The sequence below is a fragment of the Pseudomonas sp. TE6283 genome (assembly GCF_054060555.1).
Genome location: NZ_JBSSDH010000001.1, coordinates 71,816 through 90,446, shown reverse-complemented (window position 1 = coordinate 90,446; position 18,631 = coordinate 71,816). Strand labels below are relative to the sequence as shown.

Genomic DNA, 18,631 nt, shown 5'->3' with positions numbered 1-18,631 from the left:
CGACCGGCTGAAAATTGCCAGCCTGGCGCAGCCGCTGGCGGTCATTCCTCGAAAGGCGGGGGGAACACCTCGTCGTCCAGCAGCCTCATCGCGCCGATCGACAAGCCATAATCCCTGGCCCGTGGGTCGGCGAACGTGCGCAGGCGCTGCCACAGCTGTGGCTGAGTGTAGTCCGGCAGGTCCTGCAGCCCACGCAGTTCACGACGATACTGCAGGGGCAGGTCGTTCCAGATAGTCCAGTCGTCGACATCGGTGTCTTCCAGCATCTCTTCATAATCGGCGTCGGCCACCAGCAGGTCGATGCTATTTCGCTCGTAGTAGGACTGGATCTGCTGGCTGACGCGTTCGCTGAGTTCGGCGCTCTCCAGCCACAGCGCCTGGGCCGCGATCCGAGACAATTGCAGGTTGTCCGGCAGCTGGGTCAAGCGGTTGTCCCGTAGATCGAACACGACGGGGCGCCAATCGTCATCGGTACGGATGCCGTGGGGCCAGTCGGTGAGCTCGCAACTGTTGAGGTTGAGCATGTCCAGCGCATTCTGGCGGCTCAGGTCAGGACTGCGGGCCAGTGGATTGTGCGACAGGTCCAGCAGGCGAAGATTGTCGAGGCGATCCAGGGCAACCTGGTTGGCGTCGTTCCAGAGGATGCTGTTGCCTTGCATATCAAGCCATTCCAACCTGTGTGGCACGGCGACCGCGGGTATCTGCTCGAAGCCGCAGTTTGTCAGGTGCAGGCGTTGCAACTGGGGAAACCGTTCGAGGAACTCCGCAGGCAGTTCGCTCAAGGCGGGGTTCGCGCCCAGGTCGATCCGCTGGATATGGGTGAAGCGGTCAGGCAGCGCCAGCGAGACGAGATCATCGTTGGTCAGGCCCAGGTCGGTCAGGCTGATCATGTGGATGAGCTGGCCTTCTTCCCGCGAGTATTCCGAGATCCGTTGCCAGTTGCTCATCAGCCTGCGCGCGGCAGCCTGGCGCAGCGGATTCTCACCTGCCCAGGCGCGTACCTGGGCACGGAACGCCAGCAGTTGCTGCTCCAGTTCGGTGAGTTGCTGCATGGGATCCAGGCCAGCCTCGAACCATTGACTCAGTTGCTCGTTGATCTGGAAATCGGCCGATTCGGGGTAGAGCGCTCGGTAGCGGCGCCAGAACGTGCCGACATCGATACGCCAAGCGGGTGGCGCAGGCTCGTCCATGCCGCCGCGCAACTGGCCGCGGTTGCCCCAACCTGGCGCCGAGTCTGTCAGTAGACGTCGGACCATGGCAGGGTCCGAGCGGGCCAGGTCGTTGATCTGTTGGCGCAACCCATCGCCATTGGTGGTCGTCAGGCCCAGGGCTGCACGGTCGTTGGAGGACAGCGCCTGCACGACCGCACGGCAGAGATCGTGGTCTTGTTGTAGAGGGGCTGGTCGTTCTCCGAGGTAGGCTTCGTAGCCCTCGGCTGACTTGATCACGGTACAGACACGGCTGGTGTCCTGGCCACCGGCGACAAGCAACAGCGGGCCTTGGGGGGACGCGGCCCGCAGTTCCAGGCGCAGTTGCTCCGGCCAACCAGGCAACTGGGGCATCGCGTTGATGATCAGGCGCTCGCTCAGCAGGCTGGCTTGCTCGGGGAGATACAGCCCCTTCAGGGCGTTCTTCAGGACGCTCTCGTCACGCTGATCGACGCGTCGCAGGCGCTGGCTGCCGTCTTCGAGGGTGACGGGTTCGAGGCTTTCCATCAGTGGACTGCTGGCGAGGCGTGACATGGCCTTGCCGGCCAAATGCAGCCCGCCGATCAGCGCCAGGTTCAGGCCCACCGACCTGAGGTGGGCCATGGCCTGCGCGCGGTCACCGACCTGCCAGGACTCATAACCTTCGTAGACTTCATCCAGCAGTTGGTAGGCAATCACCACGGTCATGACCGTGCCCAAGGCGGGGACGAACATGCCGGCAATCATCAGCATGTCGAGGCCGGCGCTGGCCCAGAGGGCCTTGCGCGTCTTGAGCGCCTGTTCATCGGCCTGCGCGGTAGGCACGGCCAGTTGCCGGGCTTCGTGCTTCAGGCGTGCCACGTGGTCGTCGTGGAGGAAGTCGAACAGGCCTGCGGCGATGGGCAGGGTGCGCAAACGCAGGTCGCCACCGGCATTCTGGCGCAGGCGGCTGGCGAACTGACCCTGTTGTTCGCTGGGCACATAAACCATGAAACCCTGGAGAAACGGCTCCTGCTGCAAGTCGCTGCGCAATTGGCTATGCAGCGCTTCGAGGTTGTCGAAGGCGCGCAGGCTGTCTGCCTGTCCCGGCAGGTACAACACGATGCCTGAGGTGCCGGTATCGATCAGGGTCGCCTCGTGCAGGGTGATGCCGAACAGGCTCAGTTGGCTGCAGGGCAATGCTTCGCCATTTTCCGGCAAGGTCTGCAGCGCATCCCATCCCGCACCACTGAGGCGGTTGCGGACTCGCGCCAGGTCAGCCGCCAGACGCAGGCTGTCCTGGTGAACGCGCAGCGCCGCCGGGCGCACGCCGGACGCGGCGAAGGCGGTATCGAGGTGGTCCTGGTAAGCCTGGCCGAGGTCCAGCTCGCGACAGGTTCTGGCGAACACTTCGGGTGTCAGTGCCAGGGGCTTGATCCGGATCTGCTCCGAAGGCAGGTCGATGTCGATTTCGGTCTCGCTGTCGCCCAGGGTCGTCTTGCCCGTGACCACGGTCTGGCTGACATGCCAGTCGCTGTCCAGGGCGAGGGCGCTGTCGCGGCTGAAGGTCGCGGTGTCGCTGAAATTGTGCAAGGCGGCTTCGAGCAGGCTGCGGTGTTCGTGGTGGGTGAGGTAGACCTGGAAGCTGTAGAGGTGCTTCACCCAGACCAGTGATGTACTACGCAGCGGCGCATTGAGTCCGTGTTGCGTGCGCAAGCGTTCGGTGAGCAGGGGCTCGGCGAATTCGTTGATGTTCTTTAAACCGCGCAGGTGCCGTGCCAGCGCGCGTTGCGCCCCCATCAGGCGTACCTGGCTGGTCTTGACCGCTTCGCGCAGGTGCGGCGCGGCGTTGGCGAACCAGGCCGCCTCGGCGCCGGGCAGACCCTGCGCCGGCAGGATGGCGTCGCTCAGTTGCTGCCAGTGCCCGGCGCTGGCCTCCCGGGCCCAGACGGGCAGTTGGCGTTGCACAAGGGCATGGTGTGAGTGGGGGATATTCGCTGTCATCTGTGGCTCCTTGCAAAGCGCACATCAGAGCAGCCGTGACGGAGCTGCCGGTGGTACATGGTTGTACCGGCAAAACAAACCTCAATATTGGCCGCGCAGCGCCGATAAATGCGTAATCGACTGCCATCGCCTGCCTATGATCACTCCCCAGCACCCTCAAGAACCCACGCCAGCGCCAGTTGGGACGTTGCGCCAATCGCTCAATCGCCTGCTGCCGATCGGCCTCGCCCTGGTGGGGATCGGCCTCTCGGTCGCCCTGGGGCATCTGGATGCGCAGCGCGAGCGCACTGAGCAGCTGGGCAACCTCGCCGCCCGGCTGGCGGGCCTGCGCGGCGCGCTGGAAGCCCAGCTGGGCGCGGCGTTTGGCCAAGCCGAGGGTATCGCCCAGCTGATCAGCGCCGATGGTGGCATCAGTGAGGCGCACTTCCACGGCATGGCCCGTGATGCCCTGCGCGCTGTGCCCTACATGCGTCATATCGCCCTGGCCCCGGGGGATGTCATCCGAGATGTTTACCCGATGGCGGGCAACGAGCGGCTGATCGGGCTGGATTACCGCCAGCTGCCGGACCAGTTTCCGCTGGTGCGATCGGCCCGCGACCATGCCCAGCCGGTGCTGGCCGGTCCCCTGCAGCTGTACCAGGGCGGTCGGGCGTTGATCTACCGGCGCCCGGTGTTCGTCACCGGCAAGCGGGGTGTGCAGTTTTATTGGGGCAATGTGTCGATCGTCGCCGATATCGACCGCCTGCTGCTGTCCGCGGGGCTGCGCCTGGACACCGAGTTCGAGCTGGCCGTGCGTGGCAGCGACGGCAAGGGCGCCGAAGGTGCGCTGATCTGGGGCGATCCACGGTTGTTCGAGGCGCCGCAGGTGATGATGACCGTGGCGGTGCCGGGCGGCGCCTGGCAATTGGTGGCCGTGCCTCGGGGCGGCTGGTCGGGGCTGGACCTGTTCGGCTCGCCGCTGTTCCTGTTCGCCCTGAGCTGCACGGGGCTGTTCAGCCTGTTCGTCGCCCAGCTCAACCGCAAGCAGAGGTTGCTCGAACAGCGCAACCGCGAGCTGCAGCGCTACCAGGCCCAGCTCGAGCGCCTGGCCCACTACGACACCATCACCGGGCTGCCCAACCGGATTTTGTTCCAGCAGCAGTTGGGCACGGCGATCCTGCAGGGGCATGGGCTGGCAGTGCTGATGCTCGATATCGACGGCTTCAAGCAGGTCAATGACAGCCTCGGCCATCCGATGGGCGACCTGTTGCTGCAGCAGGCGACCGCGCGCTTTTTGCAGGAGCTGGACAGCCAGGACCGCCTCTGCCGTCTGGGCGGTGACGAGTTCGTGTTCATGCTGCAAGGTGCCCAGGGCCAGGTGAACCACCAGGTCCGTGCCTTGCTGCGCTGCCTGCAGCGACCGTTCGACCTGAACGGCAATGCCGCCCTGGTCACCGGCAGCATCGGCCTGGCCTGGTGTCCGCAGCATGGCGAGGACGCCGACAGCCTGTTGCGCCATGCCGACACCGCCATGTACGTGGCCAAGGAAGCCGGGCGCGATGCCTGGCGTCCCTATCACCCGGACATGACCGAGCGCCTGCAGCAGCGCCTGGAGCTGGAGCGCAACTTGCGCCGGGCCCTGGAACACAACGAATTCGAGCTGTGGTACCAGCCCAAGGTCGATCTGTTCAGCGGCCAACTGGAGGGCGTCGAGGCCCTGCTGCGCTGGCGTGACCCTGAGCATGGCCTGGTCTCGCCAGGGGAGTTCATACCCCTGGCCGAGCGCACCGGGCTGATCATTCCGCTCGGTGAGCGGGTGCTGGAGCTGGCCTGCGCGCAGCTGGCCGAATGGCGTGCCGGCGATGGCCTGCCCGGACCGTTGGCGATCAACGTCGCAGCCCTGCAGATCGAACGCAGCGACTATGTCACCAGCCTGGCCTCGGCACTGGAACGCCATGGCCTGCCGGCCAACCTGCTGGAGGTGGAGATCACCGAGAGCCTGCTGATGGAAAGCCAGCAGCAGGCCTGCGCGGTGCTGGCGCAGTTGCAGGCCATGGGCGTGGCCACGGCGGTGGACGATTTCGGCACCGGCTATTCGTCGCTGGCCTATCTGCGCGCGCTGCCGATCGATCACCTGAAGATCGACCGTGCCTTCATCAAGGATCTGCCCGGGGACGACGACGCGGTGGCCATCGCCAGGGCAATCATCGACCTGGGCCATGCCCTGGGTTTTCGCATCACCGCCGAAGGCATCGAAACCCAGGAGCAATACGATTTCCTGCGTCATGCCGGTTGCGACCAGGGCCAGGGCTTCCTGCTCGGGCGGCCGATGCCGGCCGAGGCGCTGCGCCGCTGGCTGGCCGACAACCACGAACGGCGGCATCGCCCACCGGGGCGTTAGCTCGCTTCTTCCACGCCCAGGCTCGCATACCCCACCCGTGGCACCTGTCCCAGGCGCTGCTCGACCAGTGCCAGCAGCGACTCGCCGCTGGCCAGGTAGGCATCGCCGAAGTCATGCCCGCCCAGCGCGCTGGGGTGGGCCACCAGCTCCAGCACGCCATGCGCGGGAGCCAGGCCGGCCTTGAGGTCGGCCGGGGTGCAGACGAAGTCGGCGGTGCTCCCGGCGAGCTGGCGCAGGCGCCAGTTGAGCAGGGTCTTGAACGCACGCTTGGCCGGTCCAATGTTGTGCCCGAGGTTGCGCGCCAAGCGTACCGGCACGCCCTGGTCGCGGGCGAAGCGGGCGACGACGGTGCCCACCGGCCAGATGTTGTGCACGTGCTGGTGCGAGTCCAGGTGACTGGGCATCAGGCCGTGGTCCAGGCAGTGTTTCCACTGGGCCTCGAGTTCCGCTTCCACCGCGGCACGTTCCCGGCGCGACAGGCGCAGGGTGCGTTGCTTCAGGCGCAGGTCGAACTCGCCGTGGGGCGTGCAGAAGCGTGGCTCGGCAAGGATCGCCTGGCTCAGCGGGCGGCCGTAGGTGAGGTTGAAGTGCAGCCCGATACGCCCCTTGAGCAGCGGCTGCTGGGCCAGCGCGCAGGCGGCGGCAAAGGCCGGCATGTTGGCCATGGCCGTGGCCGAGCTGATCAGCCCGGCCTGGAAGGCGTGCAGGATGACTGCGTTGGTGTGGGCGCTGAGGCCGAAATCGTCAGCGTTGACTATGACCTGGGATGGCATCCGGGCGCTCCTGTGGCGGGGTGGGGGCGACAACATCGGCTTCGTTGCACGGCGAACGTCTGCGCAGGCGCGGCTTGAGCCAGTGCCAGCAGCGCTGCGCCAGTCCCAGCAGCACGCCGTCGGGGCGCCAGCTGTAGCTGCTCAGGCGCCACTGTTCGAGCTGGCCGGTCATGCGCTCGTGCAACTGGTGGCTGGAGTTGTCCAGGCTGACCCGCGAGGCGTCGATCCATTTCCAGTCGGCGTCCAGGCCCCAGTGGATCCACTCCTCCAGCAGCACGCGGCCGCTGCCCAGGTCACGGTGTTCGGGCACGAAGGCGAGGTTGTAGTCATAGACCCGGCCGCGCTCCACCAGGCCCAGGCGGTAGCTGATACAGCGCCCGTCCAGCTCCAGCAGCACCAGGCACACCAGGCCTTCGCCAGCCAGCGCGGTGAAGGCTTGGTACATCCACTGGCGGCGCTGGGGGCCGGAGAAGATGCCAACCTCGTCGTCGCCTTTCCAGCTCACGGCCTCGACGGCGCTGATGGCGTCGAGCAGCTCGCCCATGTTCTCGGTGCTGGCCATGACCCGGCGCACGCTGGCGCCGCAGGCGTTGATCCGTTTGCGCGCGCGGCGCAGTTTGTAGCGCGGATCGCCGCTGACCTCCTGGCGATCCTGTTCGTTGATGCGGTGCACCGGCACGCGGCAGGTCAGGCGCTGCTGCCAGGTGGAGCTGGCACTGGCCCACTGGCGCAGCCAGCCTTCGTGCTCGGTGTTGTCAGGCACCTCGTTCAATTGCAGCAGGGCATGGGGCAGGTGCTTGCGGATGGCCTGCAGGACCTGGTCGGCGTACAGCGCCGGCAGGTCGATGAGCAGGGCGATGCGGTCGTTCAGCGGATAGCCGAGGTGGCGCACCACCGGGGCGAACAGCGGGCCGAAGGGCTCCCGGGCGCGGACCAGGGGCAGGCACAGGCACAGGCGCTGGTCCTGGTGGCCGAGCAGCACGCCGAGCTGCTGGCCGGGCAGCAGGGCGGCCTCGGCGGCGCGCAGCCAGCCGAGGTGGTTGAACGGTGTGCTGCCGGGCAGGCGCCGGCGCAGCGCCTCGTAGTCGGCGGCGGGGAAGTCGTCGCTGCGCAGCGAGGCGCACCAGCTGAGCTGCAGGGCCATGGGTTCAGCCCGCCGTGGCCGAGGAGGCCGGGGCCTGCGGTTTGCGCAGCGGCTCCAGGCGCGAGGTGGTGTAGCGGCTCTCGCGGTAGAACCTCCAGCGGCCGAACAGGCAGTACACGTTCATGATCCTTTTTTGTTCCTGGTAGCCCATGCGCAGGTGCAGCTTGAGCGCCGGGATGTTGTGTTGTTCGCACACGTCCACCACCTTGGTGCAGCCCTGGGCGGCCATGGCCTTCCATAATGCCAACTGCAGGTCCACCGACAGTTCGGTGCCCCAGTACTTGCGGATCAGCTCGCCGCCGAACTCGAAGAACTCGCCTGGCCCGACCGGGAACCAGCACCCGTAGTAGTGGCGGTCGTGGTAGTGGCGGTTGCTGCCCCAGATGAACGCCACGGCGTCGTTGTCGTCGTCGAGGAACATCAACCCGGTGTGGCCTTCGGCGGCCAGTTCACGCATGGTCTCGACGCGGTCGCCGAAGTGGCGGGCGAAGGCCTGCACGTTATGCACGGTGATGCTTTCGATGCGCAAGGTGCCGTAGGGCTTGAGCCGGTGCGGCGGCACCGGGCTGTCCAGGTCGCGCTCCATCCACAGCAGTTCCCAATGGTAGAAGACGTAGTGCCGGAAGGCGCTACCGAGGGTGTCACGCAGTCCCTTGCGCTTGATGCGGTCCTGAATCCTGGTAAATGCAGTCATGGTGCCTCCTGGGCATGGCTGAGCGAGATGCGTCTCATGACGCGCTCCAGGTCAGGGCGAACACGGTCTGCCCTGGCAGTTGAAAACGGACCTGGCCATCGGCGCAGCTGAAGCTGGCGCGGCGGCTCTGGTTGTCGGGGCCGAACAGTTCGAGCTGGCCGGCGGGGCAGTCGCCAAGGGCCAGCGCCACCTGTTGCAGGCGCTCGGCCTTGTTCACCCCCAGCAGGCTGCGCTGGTGCCGACGGGCCATGGCCAGGACGTCGACCTCGAAAGCGTCGTTGTCCAGGGCCAGCACCTGGTCCAGCCAGTGGCGTTGGATGAACTGCTGGGCCAGGCCCACCGGCTTGAGTTCGTAGCGCTGGTCGCCGGCATCGCGCAGCATGCCCTTGGGCCATTGGGGCTCGTCGGCGACATGGAACCAGTTGAGCATGTCGAGCAAGCCATCACCGGCGGCATTGATCACAACTGAAGTCCACCACAGGCCGGCGTAGTGGGTGTTCTGCTCGTAGGGGCTAAGGCTCGAGCCGCTGGACAGGTTGGTCTGGTCCAGCAGCAGCGCCTTGCGCGGCCGACCCTGGCCGTCCAGGCCGACCAGCTCGGCGGCCTGGCGCACACTGTCACGGTAGCTGCGGGTGGCGAGCAGGTCGCGGACCATCCATTCGTGCCAGGCCAGGGCGTCGATCTGCGCGCCCTGTTCGGCGAGCAGGCGCCGTGCCCAGTCGATGCCGCGCCGCTGCTTGCCATCGTCGGTGAAGGGGCCGCCGAGCAGGCGCGAGGAAGCCGGCATGGCGATGCGCACGCCGGCCTCGCGGGCGCCGGGGTGCTCGCGCACGCGCTTGGCCATGGCCTGGAAGAAGTCGCGGTAGCTGGTGTAGTCGCGATAGTTGAGGTTGGGCTCGTCGGCAAAGGCCAGGTAGTGGGTGCCTTTGCCGCCCAGGGCCTTGGTCGCCTCGAGCCAGGCGTCAAGGCCATCGCTGCTGGTGCGGTCGCTGCGCAGGTCGGCGACCCGGGCGCTGCCGGCCAGCAGGGTGATGTCCTGGAGGATGCCGAAACGTTCCTGGTAGAGCTTGCGCCAGGCGTTCTCGAAGTCGGGTTGCCGTTGCAGCACGTCGACGAAGCTGTAGAAGCCGGCGGCCTGGGGGCGCAGGGCATCCAGGGCGGCAAAGCTCGAGGCCGGCGGCAGCACATAGGGCAGCGCCACCCCTAGCTTTGGCGTGGGGCCGAGTACTTTGCTGCCCAGGGCCAGGCGCACCTGGCCTGGTTGCTGGGGCAGGTCGCCCAGGTCGTCAGTACGCTGGGCGAACAGGTTGGTGGTGCCGTCGAGCCAGAATGCCGCCTTGCCGCTGCCCTGCAGGCCCAGGCGCCAGGTCTCGTCGCGGGTACTGACCGGCAGTGGCAACTGGTCGAAGCGCCAGTAGGCACGGTAGGGCTTGAGCGGCAACTGCACGCGGCGGCCGTCGCCGAGGCGTTCGGCGAACAGCCCGTGGACACCGCCATGGTGCTTGCCGGCCAGCACCGCCCGTTCGCCGGCCTTGACCCGGAAGTACAGCTCGACACCCGGCCCGACCTCGGCGCTGAAGTGCACCTTGGCCGGAGCGAACAGTGCACGGGTGCTGGCGTCGTGCTGTATACGGTAGTCGCGAAAGCTGTAGCCGGGCACTTCCAGGCGATAGGTGCCGCCAGCAGCTGTCAGGGGCCAGCGCTGCTCGCCGCGCACCTGCGTGGCGTCAATGCGCCGCTCGCCGGCCAGCCGGCCCTGTCCATCCAGCAGGTACAGGCGCTCCTGGTTGGCGTCGGCCTGCCAGGCTGGGCGCCACTGGATGCGCAGCTCGTCGGCGCGGGCCGGCAGCAGGTACAGGCTGCCATCGCGGATCTCGCCCCATTGCACGGGCGCGGCGAGCGCTGTCTGCGCCAGCAGCGTGGAGCACAGCAGCAAAGCTTTCATGCCGCCCTCCGTTGCAGCATCTGGCGCAGCGGCGCCAGGTCGGCGGGCAGGATGATCAGGGTCTGGCCCAGCGGCACGCCGCTCAGGCGGCAATACAGCACCAGCATGGCCACGGTAACTGCCAGGTAGGCGATGGACGAGGCCGCCGCCGCGCCGACGATCCCCCAGGTCGGAATCAGCGCTACATTGAGCACCAGGTTCAGCGCGGCGCCCGCGCCCATCAGCAGCGACACCGTGCCGGGACGGTTCTTGCCCAGCAGGTCCAGGCGCAGGATGCTGGCGTAGCACAGGCCGAGCAGGCCGGGCAGCAAGGCCAGCAGCGCCGGATAGGCCGGCGCGTAGTCTGCGCCGAACAGGGTGACGATGAGCCACTGGCCGATCAGCGCCATGCTCAGGCAGGCGCCGAGCATCACCGTGGCGGTCAGGCGCAGGGCCAGGGGCGTCAGGCGCTCCATGCCGGCGTCCTGCTGCAGCAGGCGCTTCATCAGCGGCGTGGTCACCGCCTCGGGGACGATCAGCAGCAGTTCGGCGGCGGCGCTGGCCATGGCGTAGTGGCCCAGGGCGGTGCTGCCGAGCATGGCGCCGATGAACAGGTAGTCCGAGCGCAGGATCACCTGCTGGAACAATAGGTCAGGGTGGCTCTTGGCGCTGTAGCTCAGGAGCTCGCGCTGGCCGCCGTGATCCCAGCGCAGGGTGAGCGGGTGCTGGCGGCGCAGCCACCACAGGCCCAGCACCAGCACCAGGGCGATGCCGCACAGCCAGCTGATCAGCGCGGCCTCCAGGGCCTCGTCGCGCCACATCCAGAACAGCCCGAGAAACAGCAGCAGCGGCGCCAGCGACTCGGTCAGGCGCAGGGCGTTGAAGGCGCCGACGCCGCCGCTGGCGTTGTGCAGGGTCAGCAGACCGCTCTTGAGCACGGTCATCGGCACCGCCAGCAGCAACAGCCAGGCCAGCAGGCCCAGTTGCACGGTAATTTCCAGGTTGGTGCCGAACTCGCGCACCAGGAACACGCAGACCAGGGTCAACAACCCGGCCAGCAGGCAACCGTAGACCAGCACCTGGGTCAGCAGCAGGCCCATGTCGCGCTGCTTGGCCGCCTGGTAGCCCACCGCGCTGTTCAAGCCGCCGCTGGTGGCGGCGCTGATCAGGTCGGGCAGGGTGCTGAGCAGGGCGAACAGGCCGCGCTCGCTGGGCCCGAGGATGCGCGCCAGCAACACGTTGCGCAGCAGGCGCAGGGCGATCATCGCAAGCTTGGTGCCCATGCTCAGCGCCAGGTGGCGCAGGTAGCTGTTGCGGTTCATCAGCGTTCTCCGCGGCTGATGCGCCAGGCCAGCAGCGAAGGCCGGCTGGCATTGCGCTGGCTGACGCCGATACGCGGCAGCGCCAGCGGGTCGTCGTGGCCCTGGCAGATGCCCGGGCGGGTGCTCAGGGCGTAGGGGTAGCGGTGCGCGGCGACACGGGCGCGCACGCGCTCGTCATGGTCGCCATTGGGGTAGCAGTACACCGGCAGCGGTTCGCGGCAGCCTTCGTTGAGCGCGGCGTGGCTGCGTTGCAGCTCTTCGTTGAGGCGGTGATCGTCCAGGTAGGGCAGCAGGGCATGGCTGGCGCCGTGGGGGCCGAAACGCACCAGGCCGGAGTCCTCCAGGGCGCGCACCTGCTGCCAGTCCATGGCCTGGGGCAGCGACTCCGGCGGGCAGGCGTCGGTCAGCACATGCAGGGCCTGGGGGCTGAGGCTCTTGAGGGTCTGCAGGTAGCGCGCCAGCACCAGGCTGCGGGCCTTGCTGTGGTCGTGCATGAAGTAGGCCGCCGGCAATGGCCGGCCAAGCTTGCGCAGGCGTTCGATCAGTTGCCGGCGGGCGTCCTCGCCATGGCTGCCCCACAGGGTCTCGCCGACGCTCTCCCACCAGAAGCGCTGGCGGCTGCCGATGTAGTCGGTGGACAGGAAGATGCTCGCCGGCACCTGGTGGCGCTGCAGCAGCGGGAAGGCGTTGACGGCGTTGTCGCGCCAGCCGTCGTCGAAGGTCAGGGCCACCTTGGGGCGGGTATCGCCGCGGGGCTGCTCGTGGCTCTTGAGCAGGTCCATGAGGCTGACGCAGTCGAAATGGCGGGGCAGCCAGCGCAGCAGCCCTTCGAAGGCCCGGGGGCCGACGCACAGCTCGTTGCGATGGGGCAGGGCGGCGCTGGCGTCATCGGCCAGCACCCGGTGCAGCATGAGGATCACCCCGGCCCCGCGCAGCTCGGCGCGCCCGCGCGGCGACTTGAAATAGAACCAGCCACTGGCCTGCTTGATGTGGGTCTTGATCGGCATGTCCGTCGCTCATCGATTCTGGTCGGGGTTCCATTGGCTGTAGCTGTGCCCGCGCAGGAACTGCCACACGCCCACGCTCATGCCGGCGAGGGTGACCAGCACGAAGGCGGCCAGGCGGAACGGGCGTGGCAACCGGCGGCGGGCGTCGAGCAGGCCGGCGATGGCGGCGGCATAGCCGAGCAGCTGCAGGGCCAGGGTCAGGCGGTAGAAACCGGGTTCGATGGCCAGCCACAGGTTGGCCAGGAGCAGCGGCAATAGCAGTACCGGGGCCAGGCGGCGGACCAGCTTGTGGCTGATCAGGGCGATGGCGTACAGGCCGTGGCGCGCCGGATTGAGCAGTTCGCGGCGGGCGGCCAGGCTCAACAGGCCACCGACGGTGACCCGCTGGCGGCGGCGGAACTGCTTGTCGGCCTCGTCCACGCCCTGGTCCAGTACCACCGCCTCGGGCACGTAGACGATGCGCAACCCCGCGGCCGGGGCGCAGGTGCTGATGAAAAAGTCGTCGTTGACCTGCTTGGGAATCGGTTGATACAGCGTCCGGCGCAGGGCCAGCAGGGCACCGTCGGCCGAGACCATGCAGCCGGTGCGGTTCTCCACCTTGCGCACCCAGGCTTCGTAGTGGCGGTACAGGCTGTCGCCGATGCTCAGGCCCTTGCCCGGGTCGGGGATGATCATGTGCCCGGCGGTACCGCCGACCTGCGCGTCGGCGAACGGCGCCAGCAGCAGGCCAAGGGTGTCGGTCGACCATTGGTTGTCGGCGTCGGTGAACACCAGCAGGTCGCCCGTGCACACCTGCACCGCACTGTTCAGCGCCCCGGCCTTGCCCAGCCGCGGCAGGTCCAGCACCTGCACCCGCGGGTCGCCCAGGGCCCGGGCCAGCGCCACGGTGCGGTCGCTGGAGCCGTCGCTGGCCAGCACTACCTGCAGTTCGGCGGCCGGGTAGTCCTGGCCGAGCACGCTGGCGAGCTTGGTTTCGATATGCCGCTCTTCGTTGTGGGCGGCGATAACCACGCTCACCCGCTGCGCCGGCAACGGCGAATGCCTGCGCCGGGCGAAGAACGGCGCGGCCAGGGTCAGCAGCAGCGGATAGCCGAACCAGGCATACAACGGCAGCAACAGGCATAGCCAGAAGATGAACTCAGCCACGGGCGGGCCTCCTTGCGGTGTGGTTGAACAGGCTGAGGATGAACGCCGCGCCGGCCAGGTGCAGGCGCAGCCAGTGCAAGCCCCAAAGTTGCAGGGTGAGCAGCGGGTCACGGTGCCGGCGGCTCTGGCGCAGGCTCAGGAACAGCGCGGGCAGGGCGCTGACCAGCAGGAAGAAGAGGGCCGCATGGGGGAAACCGTCGAGCAGGGCCGACAGGGCTATGGCATCCAGTACCCAGGCCCCCACTGAAAGTAGCGGGAAGCGCAGCAGGCGCAGGCTGACGCCATGGCTGCGCAGCAGTTGCAGGTGGCTGCCCTGGCGCCACATTTCCTTGCCCAGCCATTCGCGCCAGTTGGCCTCGTAGCCCCAGTGCAGCACCGCGGGCTGGCGCAGCACCCGCAGGCGGGCGCCGGACTCGTGCAGGCGCAGGGTGAAGTCCTTGTCCTCGCCGGTACGCAGGCGCTCGTCGAAACCGCCGACCTGCTCGAACCAGCTGCGGCGCATCAGCAGGTTGGGGGTGGGCAGCCAGGTGCACTCTTGCACCGTCTGCCCAGTGCGCGAGGTGCGCCTTTGCCAGGCCTGGGCGAACCACGGGGCGTGGCGCGGGGTGTCGCAGTCGAGGGCAAAGACATCGCCTTCGCCGCGGCGCTGCAGGTCCAGCAGCAGGTCCAGCCAGTGCTCGGGCACCTCGATGTCGGCGTCGAGGAAGGCCAGCCATTCGCCGTGGCTGGCGGCCACGCCGGCGTTGCGCAGGGCGCCGATGGCCACCCCGGGCAGGGTCAGTACCTGGGCGCCGTGCTCGCGGGCGATCCGCGGGCCGTCGTCGCTGGAACCGTTGTCCGCCACGATGAGCTCGCAGGCCAGGCCCGCCGCGCTGGCCGAGCGCCGGGCGGCGTCCAGGGTGCGGCCGATATGGCGGGCCTCGTTGAACATCGGGATGACGATGCTCACCCGGCTCATCGGGCCACCTCCACCGGCTGTTGTTCACGGGCCTGGCCCAGCAGCACGCTGGACAGCGCCAACATCAGCCACAGGTACTTGTGGCTGGGGGCGCTGAGGAACATCAGGAACAGGCCGATGGCCAGCATGCTCATGGTCAGGTGGGTCATCAGGTCGGCGCGGTCCGGGTCGCCGGCGGCGCGGAAGGCGGCGCGGGCCCGCCAGAAGTTGCGCAAGGCCAGGGCGATCATGCCGACGAACAGCAGGCCCGCCGGCAGGCCGACCTCGCTGAACAGCTCCAGGTAGGTGTTGTGGGCGCGGCGGTAGAGGTCGGTGGTCTTGCTGTTGACCGGGGCGAAGGCCTTGGAGAAGCCGGTGTCGGCGTAATGCAGCGGGAAGGTGCCGGGCCCGGTGCCTAGCAGCGGGCTGTGGCTGATCATCTCCTTGCCCACCACCAGGTAGGAGGCGCGCCGACCCAGCGATTCGTCCTGGTGCGCGTTGACCCCCGACTTGAGCAGCATCAGCGACTGAATGCGGTCGGCGTAGCCTGCCGGCATCAGGGCCACGCCCAGGGGCAGGACGATGGCCAGGCCGAGTATGGCGAAGCCCAGGTGGCGCGGACGGATGCAGGTCAGTTGTTCACGGTAGTTGTACAGCATGATGCCCAGGCTGATCAGCAGCACCACCAGCCCCGAGCGCGATTCGGTCTTGGTCATGCCCACCAGCAGCAACAGGCAGCAGCCGGCCCAGAACAGCTTGACCGGGATCTGCCGGGCCTTGATCGCCAGCCACAGCCCCAGCGGCATGGCGATGGTGATCAGCAGGGCGAAGGCGTTGGGATCGAGCATGGCCGAGGCGCGGCCCTGCTCCTGGTACTTGGTGGAGAAGATCGCGAACAGGCAGGTGACGCACACGCTGACGGTGATCAGCCGGGCCAGCATCGGCAGGTTGAGTTCGCGGCCGACCAGCAGGGTGATGACGAACACCACCAGGCCCACCAGCAGCTCGCGCAGGTGTCCGCCCGACAGGGCCAGGTCGTCGCTGGTCCACAGGCTCAGCAGGTACAGGGCCATGAACGGCAGCAGCAGGCGCCACTGGTTGCTGCGCAGGCGTTCGCCGGGCAACTGGCGCACCGCCATTTGCAGGCTGAGGATCAGCACCAGGCCGATGCCCACCAGCTTGGCGCCGGACACCAGGCCGTCCTTGAGCAGGCCCTCCAGCGGCACCAGGGTGGCGATCGCCAGCAGGCCCCAGGCGGGCTTGCGGTACAGCACCAGCACGCCGGCCAGGCCGATCACGCCACCGGGGGCCAGGAACGGGTAGGGGCTGGCCAGCAGCCCCAGGCTCAGCAGGGCCACCAGGGCCACCAGCGACAGGGGAATGATCATGCGACAACCTCCTCGGCCGTGCCCCGATAGACCAGGGCCCAGCGTTGTGCCAGGGTCGGCAGGTGGTAGCGTTCGCGTTGCGTGCGGCGGGCGCCGGCGACCAGCTCGGCGGCCTGTGCAGGATCCTGCAGCAGGGCCTCGAGGTGTGCGCCGAGCTCGGCGCTGGCCAGGGGCGCGGCCAGCAGGCCGTTGCGACCGTGCTCGATGACATCGGGGATGCCGCCGACGCCGAAGGCCACCACCGGCACGCCATCCTGCATGGCCTCGAGCAGGATCATCGGCGTGCCTTCGGTGCGCGAGCTGATGACCAGGGCGTCCAGGCGCTTCATCCAGGCGCGCATGTCGCGCTGGAAGCCCGGCAGGGTGATGCGCGCGGTGAGGCCGGCGGCGTCGATGCGGGCCTGCAGGGTGTCGCGCTCGGGGCCTTCGCCGAGCATCACGGCATGGACCTGTGGGTGGCGCTGGCACACCGGGATCAGGGTGTCGAGGAACAGGTCGGGGCCTTTTTCGCTCGACAGGCGGCCGACGTAGGCGGCGAGCCAGGGTTTTCTATCGCCTTGGCGAGGAGCAGACGTGGGAGCGGGCTTGCCCCGCGATTCAGTGCTGTGTTCGGCATCGCCATCGCGGGGCAAGCCCGCTCCCACGCCTCCGGTCAGGTCAACCTCCTGGTGCTCGGGCAACCCGTTAGGAATCACCCGCAACTTGGCCTCGGACACGCCGGCATCGCGATGGATGCGGGCGATGCTCTCGGCCACGCACACCACCGTGTCCACCGTCGGCGTGCGGCACAGTTGCAGGCTTAGCCAGGTATAGAAACGCTGCTTGCGGCTGCGCGGGGTGAAACCATGCTGGGTACTGACCATCGGCAGGCGCCACAGGGTGGCGCCGATCCAGCCGAACAGCTGGCCCTTGAAGTTGTGGCTGTTCACCAACGGACGTTGCCCGCGCTGCGCGCCGAGTACCTTGAGCACCGCCCCCAGCCCCTGGCAGGTGTCGCACTCGACACCGGCTTCGCGAAAGCGCGCTACCAGCTCTGCCGGGGCATCGAGGAACAGCACCCGATGCTGGCCGGGAGTGGCCTGGCAGTGGTCCAGGAGCATGCGCTCGGCGCCGTAGAACCCGCCACTGCCGAGCAGGTGCAGGATCGGCCGGCCGGCGTGCAGCGCGGCGTTCAATTGCGCACCCAGTGCCACAGGCGTGGCAGCGACCAGCTCTTGTGCGGGTTGGGCAGCGCCGGGGCCTGGTCGTTGATCACCAGCAGCACCGGCAGGCCCAGCTCGTGGCTGATCTGCGCCGGATGCTTGAAGCGGTGGTCGAAGAACTCCCTGACGTAGACCACGGCGATCGCCAGCAGCAGGCCGGTGATCAGGCCGAACGGAATGATCAGGCCAGGTTTCGGGAAGCTTGCCGCGGTGGGTTCATAGGGGGCGCTGAGGATCCGCGCGTTGGACTGGCTGCCGTCGAGCAGGCCCTGGCCGCGGCTTTCCTCGTAGCGCTGGGCGTAGGTGGAGAAGGCCTTGTGCAGGGCATCGATCTCGGTATCCAGCTGGCGGGTCTTGCTCTGGGTCTCGCGCAGCTGGAGGATGCGCTTGCTGTAGTCGGCGATGCGCTGGGTCTTCTGCTCGATCACCTGCTGGGTCACCGCCAGGTCCTGCTGGCGCTCACGGATGCGGTTCTCGACGATCTTGAGGAACTGCGCGCGCAACTGGGCGATCTGCTGGCGGGCCATGACCATCTGGTCGGAGCCCGGCTGGAACACCGTGGCGTCGCCGTTGTAGCGGGCCAACTGGGTGGTCAGTTGCTCACCGAGTTGCTTGATCTCGCGGTCCTCGAAGGCGATGTTGTCGACCGTGGTGGTGAAGGTGTAGGGGAAGGCGTAGTCGGCCATCTTCGCCTTGTTGGCCGCGGCCAGGCTGCTTTGCAGGTAGTCGAGCCACTTCTGGTTCTGCAACTGGCGGTCACGTTGCAGGTTGAGCGCCTGCTCCTCGGTGTTGATGGCATTGAGGCGGAAGGTGATCTCCTCCTTGGGGTCCGACGAGCCGATGGCGGTCAGCAGCCCCAGGCGCTGGCTTTCCAGGTCGCCCAGACGTGCCTGGTAGTGCAGTTTCTTCTGCTCGTAGAACGCTTCGGGCAGTTCGTTGGACTGCAGGTCCTGGCGGTTGGTCAGGAAGTTTTCCAGCAGGCGGCTGACGAACAGCGTGCCGAGCTTCGGATCGTTGGCGCCGTAGGTGATGGAGATCACGTTGGAGCCGGGCAGGGTCTCGACCTTGAGGTCCTTGACCGCCTGGTCGGTGAGGGTGTCGAGCTGGGTGTCGCGGTCATCAGCGACGGTGTTGCCGAACAGTCGGCGCAGCGGGTCGAGCACCGCTTGGCGCAGCGGGTCGAGCACGGTACGGCGCAGCAGGCCGGGCTCGTCCGGGTAATGGCCCTCCTTGCGCAGCTCGCCGATGGTCTGGCGGATCAGGGTTGGCGAGCGCAGGATGTTGCTCTCGGTCTCCATGTCGGCCAGCGACGGCGGGATGAACTGATCGGCTTGCTGGCTGAGCGCCGAGGTGGTGTCGCTCTGCGAGAGCTTCTTGGACTGCACGATGACTTCGGCGGTGATGTCGTAGCTCTGCTTGAGCACCAGCGGCAACAGCACGGCGATCACCGCGAACACCAGGAACACCCGTTTCACCAACTGGCGGTTGGCGAAGAAGATGCGGAAGAACTCATGCACATAGTTTTCTTTGGGTTGCGTGGTCAT

13 protein-coding genes are annotated in these 18,631 nt (G+C 67.7%); 1 reads left to right on the top strand and 12 read right to left on the bottom strand.

Annotated features, from left to right (window positions below; genetic code table 11):
• Window positions 1-41 precede the first annotated feature (41 nt).
• Window positions 42-3,170, bottom strand: coding sequence for a dermonecrotic toxin domain-containing protein (locus ACVWZ5_RS00390; protein WP_084942386.1), 3,129 nt, complete (start codon window positions 3,168-3,170; stop codon window positions 42-44).
• Window positions 3,171-3,306: 136 nt separating this feature from the next.
• Between ACVWZ5_RS00390 and ACVWZ5_RS00385 the strand changes: the two genes are divergently transcribed.
• Window positions 3,307-5,550 (top strand): putative bifunctional diguanylate cyclase/phosphodiesterase, encoded by a 2,244-nt coding sequence (locus tag ACVWZ5_RS00385; RefSeq protein ID WP_410175743.1) that lies wholly within the window; start codon window positions 3,307-3,309, stop codon window positions 5,548-5,550.
• Here the strand turns inward: ACVWZ5_RS00385 and ACVWZ5_RS00380 are convergent.
• The 11 genes from ACVWZ5_RS00380 to ACVWZ5_RS00330 are packed head-to-tail and all read right to left on the bottom strand — an operon-like array spanning window position 5,547 to window position 18,631.
• The gene (locus ACVWZ5_RS00380; RefSeq protein WP_096050211.1) at window positions 5,547-6,323 is read right to left on the bottom strand and encodes a ChbG/HpnK family deacetylase; all 777 of its coding nucleotides are present in this window, start codon (window positions 6,321-6,323) and stop codon (window positions 5,547-5,549) included. The genes ACVWZ5_RS00385 and ACVWZ5_RS00380 overlap by 4 nt on opposite strands.
• On the bottom strand, window positions 6,295-7,467 hold the full coding sequence (locus tag ACVWZ5_RS00375) for a GNAT family N-acetyltransferase (RefSeq protein ID WP_062573848.1): 1,173 nt from the start codon (window positions 7,465-7,467) through the stop codon (window positions 6,295-6,297). Before ACVWZ5_RS00375 ends, ACVWZ5_RS00380 begins: the two co-directional genes overlap by 29 nt.
• A 4-nt stretch (window positions 7,468-7,471) precedes the next feature.
• The gene (locus ACVWZ5_RS00370) at window positions 7,472-8,161 is read right to left on the bottom strand and encodes a GNAT family N-acetyltransferase (RefSeq protein ID WP_062573849.1); all 690 of its coding nucleotides are present in this window, start codon (window positions 8,159-8,161) and stop codon (window positions 7,472-7,474) included.
• Between the two features lie 34 nt (window positions 8,162-8,195).
• Window positions 8,196-10,106, bottom strand: a complete 1,911-nt coding sequence (locus tag ACVWZ5_RS00365) for a hypothetical protein (RefSeq protein ID WP_343581941.1) — start codon at window positions 10,104-10,106, stop codon at window positions 8,196-8,198.
• Window positions 10,103-11,407 (bottom strand): oligosaccharide flippase family protein, encoded by a 1,305-nt coding sequence (locus ACVWZ5_RS00360; RefSeq protein ID WP_062573851.1) that lies wholly within the window; start codon window positions 11,405-11,407, stop codon window positions 10,103-10,105. Before ACVWZ5_RS00360 ends, ACVWZ5_RS00365 begins: the two co-directional genes overlap by 4 nt.
• Complete coding sequence (locus ACVWZ5_RS00355; RefSeq protein WP_062573852.1) at window positions 11,407-12,414, bottom strand: polysaccharide deacetylase family protein; 1,008 nt, start codon at window positions 12,412-12,414, stop codon at window positions 11,407-11,409. Before ACVWZ5_RS00355 ends, ACVWZ5_RS00360 begins: the two co-directional genes overlap by 1 nt.
• Window positions 12,415-12,423: 9 nt before the next feature.
• The gene (locus ACVWZ5_RS00350) at window positions 12,424-13,560 is read right to left on the bottom strand and encodes a glycosyltransferase (protein WP_084942391.1); all 1,137 of its coding nucleotides are present in this window, start codon (window positions 13,558-13,560) and stop codon (window positions 12,424-12,426) included.
• Window positions 13,553-14,518, bottom strand: a complete 966-nt coding sequence (locus ACVWZ5_RS00345) for a glycosyltransferase (protein WP_343581938.1) — start codon at window positions 14,516-14,518, stop codon at window positions 13,553-13,555. Before ACVWZ5_RS00345 ends, ACVWZ5_RS00350 begins: the two co-directional genes overlap by 8 nt.
• On the bottom strand, window positions 14,515-15,885 hold the full coding sequence (locus ACVWZ5_RS00340) for an O-antigen ligase family protein (RefSeq protein WP_096047939.1): 1,371 nt from the start codon (window positions 15,883-15,885) through the stop codon (window positions 14,515-14,517). Before ACVWZ5_RS00340 ends, ACVWZ5_RS00345 begins: the two co-directional genes overlap by 4 nt.
• Complete coding sequence (locus ACVWZ5_RS00335; protein WP_457340274.1) at window positions 15,882-17,060, bottom strand: glycosyltransferase family 4 protein; 1,179 nt, start codon at window positions 17,058-17,060, stop codon at window positions 15,882-15,884. The genes ACVWZ5_RS00340 and ACVWZ5_RS00335 overlap by 4 nt, the downstream gene beginning before the upstream one ends.
• Window positions 17,057-18,631 carry a GumC family protein gene (locus ACVWZ5_RS00330; protein ID WP_062573856.1) on the bottom strand — a complete coding sequence of 525 codons (1,575 nt, stop codon included), beginning with the start codon at window positions 18,629-18,631 and terminating at the stop codon, window positions 17,057-17,059. The genes ACVWZ5_RS00335 and ACVWZ5_RS00330 overlap by 4 nt, the downstream gene beginning before the upstream one ends.

Excerpts from the sequence above, each read along its gene's own strand:
- ACVWZ5_RS00390 (WP_084942386.1), bottom strand. The coding sequence starts at position 3,170 with ATGACAGCGAATATCCCCCACTCACACCATGCCCTTGTGCAACGCCAA.
- ACVWZ5_RS00385 (WP_410175743.1), top strand. The coding sequence starts at position 3,307 with ATGATCACTCCCCAGCACCCTCAAGAACCCACGCCAGCGCCAGTTGGG.
- ACVWZ5_RS00380 (WP_096050211.1), bottom strand. The coding sequence starts at position 6,323 with ATGCCATCCCAGGTCATAGTCAACGCTGACGATTTCGGCCTCAGCGCC.
- ACVWZ5_RS00375 (WP_062573848.1), bottom strand. The coding sequence starts at position 7,467 with ATGGCCCTGCAGCTCAGCTGGTGCGCCTCGCTGCGCAGCGACGACTTC.
- ACVWZ5_RS00370 (WP_062573849.1), bottom strand. The coding sequence starts at position 8,161 with ATGACTGCATTTACCAGGATTCAGGACCGCATCAAGCGCAAGGGACTG.
- ACVWZ5_RS00365 (WP_343581941.1), bottom strand. The coding sequence starts at position 10,106 with ATGAAAGCTTTGCTGCTGTGCTCCACGCTGCTGGCGCAGACAGCGCTC.
- ACVWZ5_RS00360 (WP_062573851.1), bottom strand. The coding sequence starts at position 11,407 with ATGAACCGCAACAGCTACCTGCGCCACCTGGCGCTGAGCATGGGCACC.
- ACVWZ5_RS00355 (WP_062573852.1), bottom strand. The coding sequence starts at position 12,414 with ATGCCGATCAAGACCCACATCAAGCAGGCCAGTGGCTGGTTCTATTTC.
- ACVWZ5_RS00345 (WP_343581938.1), bottom strand. The coding sequence starts at position 14,518 with ATGAGCCGGGTGAGCATCGTCATCCCGATGTTCAACGAGGCCCGCCAT.
- ACVWZ5_RS00340 (WP_096047939.1), bottom strand. The coding sequence starts at position 15,885 with ATGATCATTCCCCTGTCGCTGGTGGCCCTGGTGGCCCTGCTGAGCCTG.
- ACVWZ5_RS00330 (WP_062573856.1), bottom strand. The coding sequence starts at position 18,631 with ATGACCACGCAACCCAAAGAAAACTATGTGCATGAGTTCTTCCGCATC.